Annotated in this window: 13 protein-coding genes and 1 riboswitch; of the genes, 10 read left to right on the forward strand and 3 right to left on the reverse strand. The window is 52.0% G+C overall.

Features of this window, described 5'->3' with window-relative positions; genetic code table 11:
* The first annotated feature begins 16 nt into the window (after nucleotides 1–16).
* The 5 genes from L3D05_RS08825 (at nucleotide 17) to L3D05_RS08845 (ending at nucleotide 6,003) form a co-directional block, all read left to right on the forward strand.
* A complete protein-coding gene (locus tag L3D05_RS08825) occupies nucleotides 17–1,303 on the forward strand; it encodes an MFS transporter (RefSeq protein ID WP_239615662.1) in 1,287 nt (428 codons plus the stop codon).
* Entirely contained in the window at nucleotides 1,293–2,210 is a 918-nt protein-coding gene (locus L3D05_RS08830) for a polysaccharide deacetylase family protein (protein WP_239615663.1), read from the forward strand. The genes L3D05_RS08825 and L3D05_RS08830 overlap by 11 nt, the downstream gene beginning before the upstream one ends.
* A 110-nt stretch (nucleotides 2,211–2,320) precedes the next feature.
* Nucleotides 2,321–3,337: an HD-GYP domain-containing protein gene (locus tag L3D05_RS08835; protein WP_239615664.1), complete on the forward strand. Its 1,017-nt coding sequence runs from the start codon at nucleotides 2,321–2,323 to the stop codon at nucleotides 3,335–3,337.
* A 189-nt stretch (nucleotides 3,338–3,526) separates the two neighbouring features.
* A complete protein-coding gene (locus L3D05_RS08840; RefSeq protein ID WP_239615665.1) occupies nucleotides 3,527–4,825 on the forward strand; it encodes a translocation protein TolB in 1,299 nt (432 codons plus the stop codon).
* Nucleotides 4,826–4,893: 68 nt separating this feature from the next.
* Entirely contained in the window at nucleotides 4,894–6,003 is a 1,110-nt protein-coding gene (locus tag L3D05_RS08845) for a peptidoglycan-binding domain-containing protein (protein ID WP_239615666.1), read from the forward strand.
* Nucleotides 6,004–6,060: 57 nt separating this feature from the next.
* Here L3D05_RS08845 and L3D05_RS08850 read toward each other — a convergent pair whose 3' ends face one another.
* Nucleotides 6,061–6,441 carry a hypothetical protein gene (locus tag L3D05_RS08850; RefSeq protein ID WP_239615667.1) on the reverse strand — a complete coding sequence of 127 codons (381 nt, stop codon included), beginning with the start codon at nucleotides 6,439–6,441 and terminating at the stop codon, nucleotides 6,061–6,063.
* A gap of 92 nt (nucleotides 6,442–6,533) precedes the next feature.
* Here L3D05_RS08850 and L3D05_RS08855 point away from each other — a divergent pair, with 92 nt between their 5' ends.
* Nucleotides 6,534–7,646: an MBL fold metallo-hydrolase gene (locus L3D05_RS08855; protein WP_239615668.1), complete on the forward strand. Its 1,113-nt coding sequence runs from the start codon at nucleotides 6,534–6,536 to the stop codon at nucleotides 7,644–7,646.
* Nucleotides 7,647–7,696: 50 nt separating this feature from the next.
* Nucleotides 7,697–7,775, forward strand: a riboswitch (ZMP/ZTP riboswitch).
* 136 nt (nucleotides 7,776–7,911) lie between these two features.
* Entirely contained in the window at nucleotides 7,912–8,082 is a 171-nt protein-coding gene (locus L3D05_RS08860) for a type 1 glutamine amidotransferase family protein (protein ID WP_239615669.1), read from the forward strand.
* 9 nt (nucleotides 8,083–8,091) lie between these two features.
* On the opposite strand, the gene L3D05_RS08865 is transcribed toward L3D05_RS08860, so the two are convergent.
* The gene (locus L3D05_RS08865) at nucleotides 8,092–9,063 is read right to left on the reverse strand and encodes a BadF/BadG/BcrA/BcrD ATPase family protein (protein WP_239615670.1); all 972 of its coding nucleotides are present in this window, start codon (nucleotides 9,061–9,063) and stop codon (nucleotides 8,092–8,094) included.
* 148 nt (nucleotides 9,064–9,211) lie between these two features.
* Here L3D05_RS08865 and L3D05_RS08870 point away from each other — a divergent pair, with 148 nt between their 5' ends.
* From L3D05_RS08870 to L3D05_RS08880, 3 genes are all read left to right on the forward strand, one after another.
* Nucleotides 9,212–9,754 (forward strand): DinB family protein, encoded by a 543-nt coding sequence (locus L3D05_RS08870; RefSeq protein WP_239615671.1) that lies wholly within the window; start codon nucleotides 9,212–9,214, stop codon nucleotides 9,752–9,754.
* Nucleotides 9,751–10,707, forward strand: coding sequence for a helix-turn-helix transcriptional regulator (locus tag L3D05_RS08875; RefSeq protein ID WP_239615672.1), 957 nt, complete (start codon nucleotides 9,751–9,753; stop codon nucleotides 10,705–10,707). Before L3D05_RS08870 ends, L3D05_RS08875 begins: the two co-directional genes overlap by 4 nt.
* Before the next feature lie 81 nt (nucleotides 10,708–10,788).
* On the forward strand, nucleotides 10,789–11,124 hold the full coding sequence (locus L3D05_RS08880) for an MGMT family protein (protein ID WP_239615673.1): 336 nt from the start codon (nucleotides 10,789–10,791) through the stop codon (nucleotides 11,122–11,124).
* Here L3D05_RS08880 and pepT read toward each other — a convergent pair.
* A complete protein-coding gene (pepT, locus tag L3D05_RS08885; RefSeq protein ID WP_239615674.1) occupies nucleotides 11,099–12,331 on the reverse strand; it encodes a peptidase T in 1,233 nt (410 codons plus the stop codon). The two genes, L3D05_RS08880 and pepT, sit on opposite strands and share 26 nt — an antisense overlap.
* Between the last annotated feature and the right edge of the window lie 135 nt (nucleotides 12,332–12,466).

The following is a 12,466-nucleotide window of genomic DNA, read 5'->3' on the forward strand; positions in this document are numbered from 1 at the left end:
TGGCGGAGGGTGTTCCATGAGACAACGGTACATGAATTCCCCGATGATGTATGCCTTCGGAATGCTGGCGATGATGATTCCCAGTCAAGCATTCAGCACTTTTTACAGCTATTATTACGTAGATAAGCTGGGATTGGGTCTGGGGTTAGCAACTCTAGCACGAACGATTTTCCTCATTTGGGACGCGGTTAACCAGCCTTTATTCGGTTACTGGTCCGATAGGACGAAGACCAAATACGGACGTAGGCGTCCATGGTTATTCGGCGCGATTCCGCTCTTCATGCTCACGTTCATCATGGTGTTCTCTCCTCCGAAGGATTTATCGGAGATGGGACTGTTTACTTGGTTTCTCATCGCTCTCGTATTGTACGAAGCGGTCGCCACCGTCATCTGGGTGAACTACGGCGCGTTATTCCCGGAGCTATTCAAGGGAGATCGTCTCCGCACGAAAGCATCCGCCGTCCAACAAGGCTTTCAGATTGTCGCCCTGCTCATCGGTACGGCGCTTACGCCGCTGCTGTTCGATTCCATGGGCTTTAGCAATATGTCGATCATATACGCTCTCGTTTTCGCAATATTCATGCTCTTGTGTTTGCGGTTTATTAAGGAAGACGAGGAAGCGAGCCGAACGCCGCAGTTCGGATTCAAAGAGGCATTCAAGCAAACTTTGAAGAACAAAACGTTCTGGCTGGTCAACTTCGCCAATTCATTCGCGCAGACCGTGAACGGCTTGCTCAGCGCGACTCTACCTTTCTACGCGAAATACGTGCTTGGAATTCCCGATAATCAACATACGATTTTACTCGCTTCCGTGTTCGTCTCGGTCATCCCGCTCGTAGGCGCATGGTACTGGTTGCTTCGTAAAATGGACCCGGTCAAAGGCTGGAGGTTGTCGTTCTTCACCTATGCGCTATCTGTTATTCCGTTATGGTTCGGAACGAATCTCGCAACCGGGATTATCGCGGGGGTGCTGGTCGGATTCGGCTTGGCGGGTTTCCTTGTGTCGCCGCCGATGGTCAATAGCTCGATTATCGATCAGGATTTCGCCAAGACGGGCAGTAGGCGCGAAGGAATCTATACGGCGGTCAGCGGTTTTATCATTCGCTCCAGCGGACTGATCTCCGCTCTGGCTTTTCTTATTGTAGGCATTTTCTTCGGATATAAGAGCGGGGACAATCCCGGACCGAACCCGGAAGCGACATTCCGATATTTGATTAGTGTAGTTCCGTTTGGCTTGCTTGTTATTTCTATTATCATTTCGTTCTTCGTGAGAATAGAGAGGAAGCCTGCCGATGAGTCCTAAGCGCCTTATTATTAATTGCGACGATTTCGGCCAGAGCCCGCCGATGAACGAAGCGATCATGCACTTGCTGGAAGAACGCAAAGTTTCATCTGCGACATTGATGGTTCCGGCTCCCGGGTTCGAAGAAGCGGCGGATTGGTGCAGGCGCAGAGGGCAGGCCAACGTTGGGTTGCATCTTACGCTTACGAGCGAGTTCGATGCGATCCGTTGGAAGAGCCTAACGGGACATTCTTCGCTTCACGACGAGAGCGGTAATATGCATAAGACGGTCGAACAATTCGAACGCCATGCCGATACCGGGGCGGTCATGAAAGAACTGGCCGCTCAGTATGAGGCGGTACGTCGATTCAATATACTGCCCACGCATGCAGATAATCATATGGGCAGCTTATATGGTACGGCTACGGGCCGGAGCCATATCCTCCAAGTACTGAAACAATGCGCCAAGTGGAAGCTGCCGTTCCGGCTCTTCCGTAAAGTCCATCCAGCAGATCCGTTGTTATCTTCGATTCCAGGGGTAGAGAAGGCCGCTATTAAAGCCTCCGCGCTTGCGGGCGTGCTTGGGGTGGCGATTCCGGATTATCTTCTTTCTCATCCTTTTCACATTCAGGAAGGCGAGACATACGAAAGCTTCAAGCAGTCGATGATCGCGAAGATGTACGACCTACCGGAAGGAATTAGTGAAACCTATATTCATCCTGCTGTGGATCATTCTCGTATGCTAGCCGATATTCCGGATTGGGAGAAGCGGGTATGGGAATACAAACTCATGCTGGACGCCGATTTCGCCTATGCGATTCAGGATGCCGGGGTTGTACTGACGGACTACGAATATATTCGCAAGTACGGCAAAGCATCGAAAGTAAGCTCTGCATTTACGTTAGCGAGGGAATTGTTAAGAAAATGATCAGCGAGTCGTGTATAATGGAATATTATGTAGAATAATCTCGAATATTAAGGTATATTTTGTAAATGAAGGTTTATTCCGAATGTCTGACTGAGCGGGGATGACGATAATTGAATTTAGATATGCTGCTAGGCAAAAAATCCAAAAACGACGTCTTGAATGCAGTAGGGTTGTTGCTCGTTCCTGCCAGAACAACGATTGACGAAGGGTATATCCGTCTGCTCGAGCAACATCATATCCATCAATCGGAGATTATGCTGCTGGACGAGAATACGGAACGCTTCGTGTTTAATCCGACGGATTTAGTAAAGCAAGCTTCTCGATTCTCTCAAGATTTATTCGACGAGGTTAAAGCGACGAAGAAGCTACCGATGTCCGAAATCAACAATGAGCTGCTTCCCATTGTAGAGCAGATGTCCTCGCATTCGGATGTGTTCCAGCTCTTCGAGTCCGTGAAAGCCAAGGACGAGTATACCCACCAGCATAATATCGGGGTCGGCGTATTATCTACGTTGATCGGCAGATGGATGGGGTTGAGCGAATCGGAATTGTCTATTCTGACAATGGCCGCAACGCTGCACGATATCGGGAAAGTCCATATTTCGGACGACATTCTGCTCAAGCCGGGTAAGCTGACCGCGGAAGAGTTCGAAGAAATCAAACGGCATACGACTTATGGCTACGAAATTCTTAAGAACACGCCGGAGTTAAATCCTCGTGTTTCTCTTGTTGCCCTTCAGCACCATGAAAGATCGGATGCGAGGGGATATCCTCTTAAGCTGCAGGAGCACCAGGTAGATCCTTTCAGCAGAATCGTTGCCGTCGCAGATGTGTTCCATGCCATGTCGTCGAAACGTCCGTATCACGAACCGCTGCCATTTCATGAAGTGATCAACGAGATGCGCAAAGGCTCTTTTGGCGAACTAGACCCGGAGGTCGTGTCCGTATTTCTGAAAATGATGGTCAGGCATCTTGTCGGAAGCCGGGTGAAGCTGACCGATGGTCGGTGGGGAGAAGTGGTCTACATTAACCCTCACGACGATACGAATCCCTTGATCAGAATTGAGGGGGCTTTCCTAGATCTTAGCCAAGAGCGACATATTCATATTCAAGAGATCGTGATTTGAGTTAGAAGTCCGAACGATAACGATACATGATCGAAACATCAATTCCTCAGGGGAATGCCGACGATCGGCATTCCCTCGGGGGATTTTTTGCGTTCAGGCGCGATTATCGAATACATTTTCCAGCTTAGGGACAACGTAGAACGGTTAGTCATGCAGCATCACGAATTGAAATTCCGGAGGTGACGGATCATGCGCGTAATTCGCGGTTTAGGTTGGGCATTGTTTGCCGTTGCCCTAATAGTAGGGCTAGTGAATCCGGCCATCGTCGCAGCGAAGACGAAAGATTCCCTTAAAGCGGCGTTCGTAAGAGGCGGCGATCTATGGGTAAAAACGGGAGACGCCGAGCGACAATTGACTAAAGGGGAAGTCGTTCGGAATCCGAAATGGTCGTTCGACGGAGAGTGGATCGCGTATTCGACCGGTGAAAACCAGCAAGAGCTTAAGCTCTTGCAGGCGTCTACTGGCAGAAGCCAGCTTGTCTCTCGCACGGGAGGAAGCAATTATCAGTGGTCCCCCGACCATAATCGCCTCGCGTTCCTGCTGGAGCAGAAGTTGGTATGGGTCTCTCCGAATATGCCAGATCGGCAAGCCGAAATCGCAGAAGGAATAGGCAACTATTCTTGGCTGCCGGAGGGCAATGGATTTATCGCTTCTACCGTAACCGAACTGCTTCCCGACGGTTGGACGCCCGTCCGAATTGTCGAGATTCCTTTAACGGGTAATGGGGTTGCAGCACCGAAGGGACAGCCTGCGTCGGAGGGAAAGCCAGCAAGCTTAGGTAGAACCTTATTTGTCCTGCCGAAGCAATCGGATGACTTCTTTGCCGTAGGAACGAGCGGGTTCAAATACTCGACATCGGGGAAATGGATCGCATTTCTCGCAACGCCTACCGCATCGCTGTCTGCCGATAGCAACACGTTATGCTTGTTAGCCTCGGATGGCCAGGGATTCCGGAAGGTCGATCAAATGGTTAACAATAACGAATGGTTTAAATGGGCGGATCGAGGGGACAAGCTCGCGTACATTGGAGGCATCGGGAGAGAGGCTACGAGCAATAAGCAGCTTAAAGTGTTAGAGGCGCCCACTGGCAAGCCGATTTCCTATACGCCGTCGGGTTACGTCGATCAGGGCTTTACTTGGGAAGGGCTGCAGCACATTGTCGTATCCAGAGCTAAGGAGCTGAAGAGTACCGGCAGCCCGGCAACCAAACCGCTTCCTAATCTGGTCGAGATCAAGCTGCAAGGTCCGCGTAACAAGCCCATAAGTCAGCCTCCCGCTAAGTACGGGGATTTCAATCCGCAATATCTTCCGTATGTGAACGAGCTCGGGTGGGTGAGATCAGACCGAAGCCAATCCAATGTGCTCATCTCGGGCCGAGGAGGCAAGCAGCCTCAAGTGTGGATTAAGAACATCGACGCGGGGGCGGATTTCTACGAGCAGTGGAGATGGAGCGAAGTGCTCAGCTTTTATAACAGAACAGAGGGATGAAAAATACATTTTGGGAATAGTAAGTGCGGTAGCAAAATTAATGGATTATTAGGAGGGCATTAACGAAGATGGAACATGAAAATGGAAGCATCAGATCATATAGCTCTAGAGTAAGAAAACTGTCGTTATTTGGAAAATGGTTGGGATTGGTTGCGCTTGTCCTTACGCTGATGGTAAGCATGCCCGACGTAAGCTCTGCGGTGGGCAAGGGCGCGCACGGTCCCGACGTATTCGTTATTCAAGGGATGCTGAAATCGCTCGGCAGTTATTCGGGCCCGATTACCGGATACTATAACACGGCTACTGTTCGGGGGGTAAAGTACTTTCAGAAGAAGCATGGCATGCCCGTTACGGGCAACGTGGATAAAGCGACATTCACTTCGCTAGTGTATGCTTACTCCAGCAAGAAGGTTGTCGGGAGTAGTGGCGGCCAAGGTATACGCAGTCAAGGAATACGTGGTCAAGGCGGCGGAGCAGGAGGCGGTTATGGCGGCGGAGCAGGAGGCGGCCAAGGCGGCGGAGCAGGAGGCGGCCAAGGTGGCGGAGCAGGAGGCGGCCAAGGCGGCGGAGCAGGAGGCGGTCAAGGTGGCGGAGCAGGAGGCGGCCAAGGCGGCGGAGCAGGAGGCGGTCAAGGTGGCGGAGCAGGAGGCGGCCAAGGCGGCGGAGCAGGAGGCGGTCAAGGCGGCGGAGCAGGAGGCGGCCAAGGCGGCGGAGCAGGAGGCGGTCATGGCGGCGGAGCAGGAGGCGGTCATGGCATCGGTGGTGGACAAGGCCAAGGCGGCGGTCAAGGCCAGGGAATAGAGGAAGAGCAGGAAGAACATCACGGCAAGGCTAAGGAAGAGGAAAAAGGCAAGATCAAAGAGGAAGAGCAAGGTAAGACTAAGGAAGAAGAGCAAGGTAAGACTAAGGAAGAGGAGAAAGGCAAGATTAAGGAAGAGGAGCAAGGTAAGACCAAGGAGGAGAAGGGGTACGGAGGCAACAAGGGGTATGGTGGGAACCAAGGCAATGGAAGCAACCAAGGGTATGGAGGCGGCCAAGGCAATGGAGGCAATAAGGGGTATGGGGGCAACCAGGGCAATGGAGGCAACCAAGGTTATGGAAGTGGCCAACAGCCGCAAACAACGCCAGAAAACTCCAATGGGAATGGCTACGGTAATCAAGGTAAGGACTCCGATTAAAGGAACTGTAGGTAATATGAACGCTTCGTCCCTTCGGGGGCGAGGCGTTTTTTAGTTCTATATTCCGATCGAACGCGCCCCGCGAGCCAAGCCCCCGCGGCTCATTGTCGCAAAAAGCGACGATAACGCCCCGCCCGCGAAGCGCACCCGGCTCATTGTCGCAAAAAGCGACGATAGCGCCCGGCTCGTCAAGCCTGCCCGGCTCATAGTCGCAAAAAGCGACGATAGCGCCCCGCCCGCGAAGCGTACCCGACTCATAGTCGCAAAAAGCGACGATAGCGCCCGGCCGCCAAGCCCGCCCGGCTCATAGTCGCAAAAAGCGACGATAGCGCTCTGCCTGCCAAGCCCGCCCGGCTCATTGTCGCAAAAAGCGACGATAGCGCTCCGCCTGCCAAGCCCGCCGAGCCCCGCCCACTTCTTCCACGCCGTTTTAGCCAATGGATTTCTTCTCTCAATCAGTATACGATTAGCTATATCAAAGTAAGGCGGTCTAAGAAGTCGCTGATCACCTGGAGAAGAGGGAAGTCGTCATGGAGCTGGCAATCGGATTTGTCGCTGGAATCGTCGTAATCGCCGTAATCGTATATTTGGTACTGAGGTTTTATCCTCCTCTTGGAGGACGACCGTCACGGGAAAGCAAACGGAGGATGGAGGAATCCCCTAATCGTATCAATGGGAGATTCGAGTATCCTATTCCAACGGATATGGGCATGAGTATAGGAGAAACGACCAAGGTTATGATTGATTTCATAAAAGGCAATCCCAACGGGAAGCCGAAATTACCCGTACCCACTGTTCCGCTAACGGCCCGACAAATTCAATCCAATGAGGAGCATGCCAAGGCGATATGGTTTGGTCACTCGGCCGTGCTATTGCATATAGATGGAAAAACCATCTTCATAGACCCGATGTTGGGACGAACTCCATCTCCATTCGCACTATTCGGAGGCAAACGTTACAGTCGTCAATTGCCGATCGAGATTGAGGACCTGCCTGAGCTAGATGCTGTAATCCTCTCTCATGATCATTACGACCATCTGGATTACGGCACTATTCTCAAATTGAAACATAAAACGAAGCGATTTTTCGTTCCGCTCGGAGTTGCTCCACATCTGGAGAGATGGGGTGTGAACCGTGCGAACATTTCCGAGCATGATTGGTGGGAAGAGTTAGAGTTCGACGGGCTTAAGCTGGTAACCGCTCCGGCCCGCCATTTCTCGGGCAGAAGCATCGGGGATCGAAACACCACTTTGTGGTGCTCCTGGGTCATTATCGGCGAGCAGGCTAAAGTCTTTTTTAGCGGAGATAGCGGTTATGGCCCGCATTTCGAACAAATCGGCGATAAATACGGACCATTCGATATGACTTTCATGGAGTGTGGGCAATACGACGAGCGATGGTCCGCGATCCACATGATGCCGGAGGAAACCGTCCAAGCGCACATCGATGTGAAAGGAAAGGTCATGGTTCCGATTCATTGGGGAGCCTTCACGCTTGCGCTGCACGGTTGGACGGACCCCGTTGAACATGCATCTGAGACGGCGAGAGCACGTGATGTCGCCCTTGCGACACCTAGAATCGGAGAGGTCGTCTACATTAGAGCCGAAGGATATCCGACAGACGCTTGGTGGAGACATGAGTAAACCATGTGTTGACCATTTCTAGAAATAGGATGTAAAATATTATAAATCAATAAGCTGCGTGTAACTGGCGTAAACATGGATAACCATGAGGGAGCGCGCAGATATCGGCCGTACGCCTGGGCAAAGTGCTTGATCTTTGGATCGAGTGCTTTTTTCTTTATCCTCATGATCCAGGAAAGGGCGGGTGTTAGGCGATGAAAATGGCATTTGTTTTGTTTGACGGGATGACGACGCTGGATTTTTCAGGGTTCTGTGAAGCGGTGACATGGATGGGGATTCTCGGAGTGATGTACGCGACGGCAACGTGTTTACCGGCGGGGGCGTATCGGCCTCAATCGATTTGGGCTTATTTCTGATCGAATCCCTGACGAATGCGGACGTTGCCAGGGAAGTGCAGAAGAAGATGGATTACCCTTACTATCGTCCGGGAGGATAGGCATGAGCCTCACGCGAATTCCCGCAAATGACGGATCATCTCTTCCTTGATCGGTTGCTCTAATTTGCTCATGGCGAGCAGAACTGCCCCGGCGACGGGCGACAAAATCGGTTTCGCGACGGTAAACCGCTTATGATTGCCAGCGAGGAGCAATTCGCTTAACCGATTGGAGAAATAAGGGCTGTTAATGACGCTCCCGATAAACGCGACCTCGACCGTATTTCCGGCAAAGGCGCGGGATAGCAGTTCGATTCCGACTTTGATTTGATGAATAGCCCGATCGCACACGTTAACGGCTACCGAGCTGCGCTGATTCGCGGCATGCGTAACCATCGGAGCGAATTGGCCGAATGTTTTGTCCCGTTGCTGCCGGTCATCATCGAACCCTTGCTGCGCCAACTTGTAAAACTCCGGCAGCGATAGGACATTCCAATGCTCCAGCATCGCTTGGATGAGCCCCTCGTCGGAGGCGTCCGTATTCCCGGCAAGAATCTCGTGAACGGTATTATAAGCAATAAAACGAGCAGCGCTTGCCGCATAATGATGGAAGGCGTAATTGCTCAGTTGTTGGCCGCTTTCCGTGACCGCTACGATATTAGAGCCCGTCCCGGAGATGACCACGATACCGGGTTTTGCCATCAATGCGCCATAGTGAGCGACAATGGCATCATTAACATGCCACTTCGGACAAGTGATTCCAGGAACTTCGGTGAGAGATTCGACCCAGATGAGGTCGGCCGGCGAATCGTACCCTGCAATTCCCGCAGCGATTCCTCGAACATGTTGTTTGCCTCTGCCCGCTTTCTCTAACGCTTCCGTAATCGCGTCATGGACGTTGCGAGCAGCGGATGAATCCTTGTAGAGGGAGGCGGGCCCTTTTTCTACATAAGCGAGCACTCTTCCCGAAAGGTCGGCGACCATTGCCCGGCTATGGGTTCCTCCGCCGTCGATTCCGATTACGACATCTTGTGTAAGCATCATGAGCACCTCACGATTTCTTTAATAGTTGGATTATACTTGATGGAAGCGACGAATAGCATAAAAAAAGCTCAACCGCTACTGACATACTGTTGTCAGTAGCGGTTGTTTATTATTAAAATAAATCAACGGAAGGTTAGGTGTACGGTTAATGAACACTAAGGAAAGCTTGCATGCATTGGAAGAAACGGTCTCTTATTATTTGGAGCAACTCGAAGGAGTAAGCGAGGAACAGCTATGCCGCAAGCCTAGCGATGAAGAATGGTCTCTGGGGCAAGTATATATCCATCTGATTAACGCGACCCAGTTTATGAGCTTACGCAATATTAAGCTCTGTCGCGAAGAGGCCTTGGATGCGACTGCCGTCGTCGGAGTCAAGACGGATGCGGGCGAAGCGGTGTTTCGGAACGGCGGTTTTCCCGATGCGAAAATCTCGGTACCTCCTTCGCCGCAATACACGCCTCTCCAACCGAATGGCAAAGAACAATTGACCAGCGGTTTGTCGAATATCCTCCAACAGATGCAAGAAATCGAGCCGATGCTGCAGGAAATACCGCCGGATGTTACGGCGGCCCATCCCCGCTTGGGTGCACTTAATGCCAAGGAGTGGTTCAATATGGTCGAAATGCATTTCCGCCATCATGTCAAACAACTGCACCGCTTGCAGTCGTTCGTGGGCATAAGGGCATCATGAACAAAACGGACAGGATGTTAGCGATCATTCTGGAAATTCAGCGCAAGGGGATGCAACGGGCGGAGGATTTGGCGAACACGTTCGAGACGAGCGTGCGGACAATTTACCGGGACGTCCAAGCGCTTAGCGAAGCGGGTGTACCGATCTTCGGTGCCCCGGGCACGGGCTATTCGTTGATGGAGGGGTACTTCCTGCCTCCCGTAAGCTTCTCGGCGGACGAGGCCGTGGCTTTGATGATCGGCGCGGATTTCATCGAGAAGAGATTCGATAGGGAATACGGGGAGCGGGCGCGGACGGCACGCAGCAAAATAGAAGGCGTTCTTCCCGTAAACGTGCGATTGGAAGCGGAGGCCTTGAGGGAAACGATGAAACTTCCCGTCGTGGCTCGCGAGGAAGTCGTCGACGAGGCGGAAAGAGAAAGCATTGCCCAGCTTCGCCGGGCGATACTGGCGAGGCGGAAAGTCGGCTTTGGATATCTCAAAGTAACTTCGGATGAGAAGGACGGCCGGAGAAGCGTTCGTACCGTTCGTCCTTACGGGCTATCGTTCGTGCTGGGTTCATGGTTGCTGGTAGGGTACTGTGAGCTTCGCCAAGAAATTCGGCATTTTCGGCTATCTCGCATGACGGAACTACAGGATCTGGAGGAAACGTTCGCGTTACCTCCGGATTTTCGTATGAGCAATTACGTTCCTGCGAACGATCGTTCGATGGAAGTGCGCGTTCTGGCGAGCCTGGAAATCGCGGATCGGGTAAAAGAGTCCAAAAATTTCTATCTGGCGTCAACGGAAGACGTTCCTGAAGGGGTGCTGGTTACTCTTCGCGTCAGAGCTCCCGAGGATGTGCTGCATTGGGTGCTAGGTTGGGGAGCGGAAGCTAAGGTGCTAGAGCCAGAGAGCCTTCAACGCAAAGTTCAGGAAGAAGCCGTGAGAATGCTTGAACGTTATGAAAGGTGAGGGTGATGGGCGGGTCGTCCCAATGCATGCGGATATGCTAAAATGGGCTTACTTATCTCTAGGTAGGAAAGGTGTGGAAGCATGCAGCCTTTTACGGAACGGGTAGTTGAAATGATTAAAAGCATTCCAGAAGGATATGTCATGACTTATGGACAGATCGCGGCATGCGCCGGAAGCCCGAGAGGGGCCAGACAGGTCGTTAGAATTCTGCATTCGCTAAGCGCGAAGCATGACCTGCCTTGGCATAGAGTCGTGAACGCGAAAGGGGAAATCGCGATTCAAGAGGGAGAAGGAAAGTATATGCAGAAGCACTATCTGGCTAACGAAGGCGTCGAGTTCGGCTTGAACGATTGCATCGACCTTGACGTATACCGGTTCGAGCCAGCAGACGTTACGCCCTCTGCTCGAAAAGTTTAGCGATCTCGATAATCACGTTAGTGGCTTTGATCATCGTATCTACCGAAACGTATTCGAACCGTCCATGGTAGTTCTCGCCACCTGTAAAAATATTCGGAGTCGGCAAGCCCATATAGGAAAGCTGGGAGCCGTCGGTCCCGCCGCGAATCGGGCGCACGATCGGCTCGATGCCGAGGCTGACCATCGCTTGGTGGGCGATATCTACGATTTCTTTAACCGGCTCGATCTTCTCGCGCATATTGAAATATTGGTCTTTGATCTCCAGCACGATACGCTCTTCTCCGTAAGCGGCCTTCAGATCTTCCACAATGCTGGTCAATTGCGCTTTTCTCCCGTTGAACCGTTCCTTATCGAAATCTCTAATAATGTAATGAAGCTTGGTTTCTTCCACGTCGCCTTGAATGGAGATCAGGTGGAAGAAGCCTTCGTAGTCTTCCGTGTACTCAGGGGCCTCTTCCGCAGGGAGCCGGCTGTTAATCTCCATCGCGATCTTCGCGGAATGCACCATTTTACCTTTGGCCGTACCGGGATGAACGATTTTCCCCGTGCATGTAATCCGTGCCACTGCGGCGTTAAAGCTCTCGTATTGCAGCTCGCCTAGGGGGCCGCCATCCATCGTGTAAGCGTAGCTTGCGTCGAATGCGGCGACGTCAAAACGGTGAGGCCCTCTTCCGATTTCCTCGTCCGGCGTAAAGGCGACTCTAATGCGTCCGTGCTTGATTTCCGGGTGCTCAATCAGGTAAGCCATCGCGGTCATAATCTCCGTCATGCCGGCCTTGTCATCTGCGCCAAGCAACGTCGTACCGTCCGTCGTAATCAACGTTTGCCCTTTATAACCGGACAACTCCGGGAAATCCCGAGGGGATAATACGATCTGCTGAGCTTCATTCAGTACGATGTCGTTGCCGTCATAGTTCTCGACGATCTGAGGGTTAACCCCTTTGCCGGTAAAGTCGGTTGCCGTATCGATGTGGGCGAGAAAGCCGATCGTCGGGACTTTCTTCTCCGTATTCGCAGGCAAAGTCGCCATAACATAACCGTTGTCGTCCATCGTCACTTCTTGCATGCCGATCTGCTTCAGCTCCTCGACCAGCATCCGGCCAAGCGTTAATTGGCCTTCCGTTGTCGGGCAACTTTGGCTGCTCTCGTTGGACTGCGTATCTACTTGCACATAGGTCTTAAATCTAGTTATCAATTCGTTTTTCACGTTTGGCTCAACTCCTTGCTTTTATTTTACCAAAGTTCGGAGCGAGTATGAAACTTCGGCTGTCCGCGTTATCCCATTCGCTCAGAAAACGTCGGGCATACCCGCCTGAGCGAACGGGATAACGTCAAAAATCGC

The sequence above is a fragment of the Cohnella mopanensis genome, assembly GCF_022352055.1.
In the GTDB taxonomy this organism is placed as follows: domain Bacteria; phylum Bacillota; class Bacilli; order Paenibacillales; family Paenibacillaceae; genus Cohnella; species Cohnella mopanensis.

Excerpts from the sequence above, each read along its gene's own strand:
- L3D05_RS08840 (WP_239615665.1), top strand. The coding sequence starts at position 3,527 with ATGCGCGTAATTCGCGGTTTAGGTTGGGCATTGTTTGCCGTTGCCCTA.
- L3D05_RS08845 (WP_239615666.1), top strand. The coding sequence starts at position 4,894 with ATGGAACATGAAAATGGAAGCATCAGATCATATAGCTCTAGAGTAAGA.
- L3D05_RS08865 (WP_239615670.1), bottom strand. The coding sequence starts at position 9,063 with ATGATGCTTACACAAGATGTCGTAATCGGAATCGACGGCGGAGGAACC.
- L3D05_RS08875 (WP_239615672.1), top strand. The coding sequence starts at position 9,751 with ATGAACAAAACGGACAGGATGTTAGCGATCATTCTGGAAATTCAGCGC.
- L3D05_RS08860 (WP_239615669.1), top strand. The coding sequence starts at position 7,912 with ATGGATGGGGATTCTCGGAGTGATGTACGCGACGGCAACGTGTTTACC.
- L3D05_RS08880 (WP_239615673.1), top strand. The coding sequence starts at position 10,789 with ATGCAGCCTTTTACGGAACGGGTAGTTGAAATGATTAAAAGCATTCCA.
- L3D05_RS08825 (WP_239615662.1), top strand. The coding sequence starts at position 17 with ATGAGACAACGGTACATGAATTCCCCGATGATGTATGCCTTCGGAATG.
- L3D05_RS08870 (WP_239615671.1), top strand. The coding sequence starts at position 9,212 with ATGAACACTAAGGAAAGCTTGCATGCATTGGAAGAAACGGTCTCTTAT.
- L3D05_RS08830 (WP_239615663.1), top strand. The coding sequence starts at position 1,293 with ATGAGTCCTAAGCGCCTTATTATTAATTGCGACGATTTCGGCCAGAGC.
- L3D05_RS08855 (WP_239615668.1), top strand. The coding sequence starts at position 6,534 with ATGGAGCTGGCAATCGGATTTGTCGCTGGAATCGTCGTAATCGCCGTA.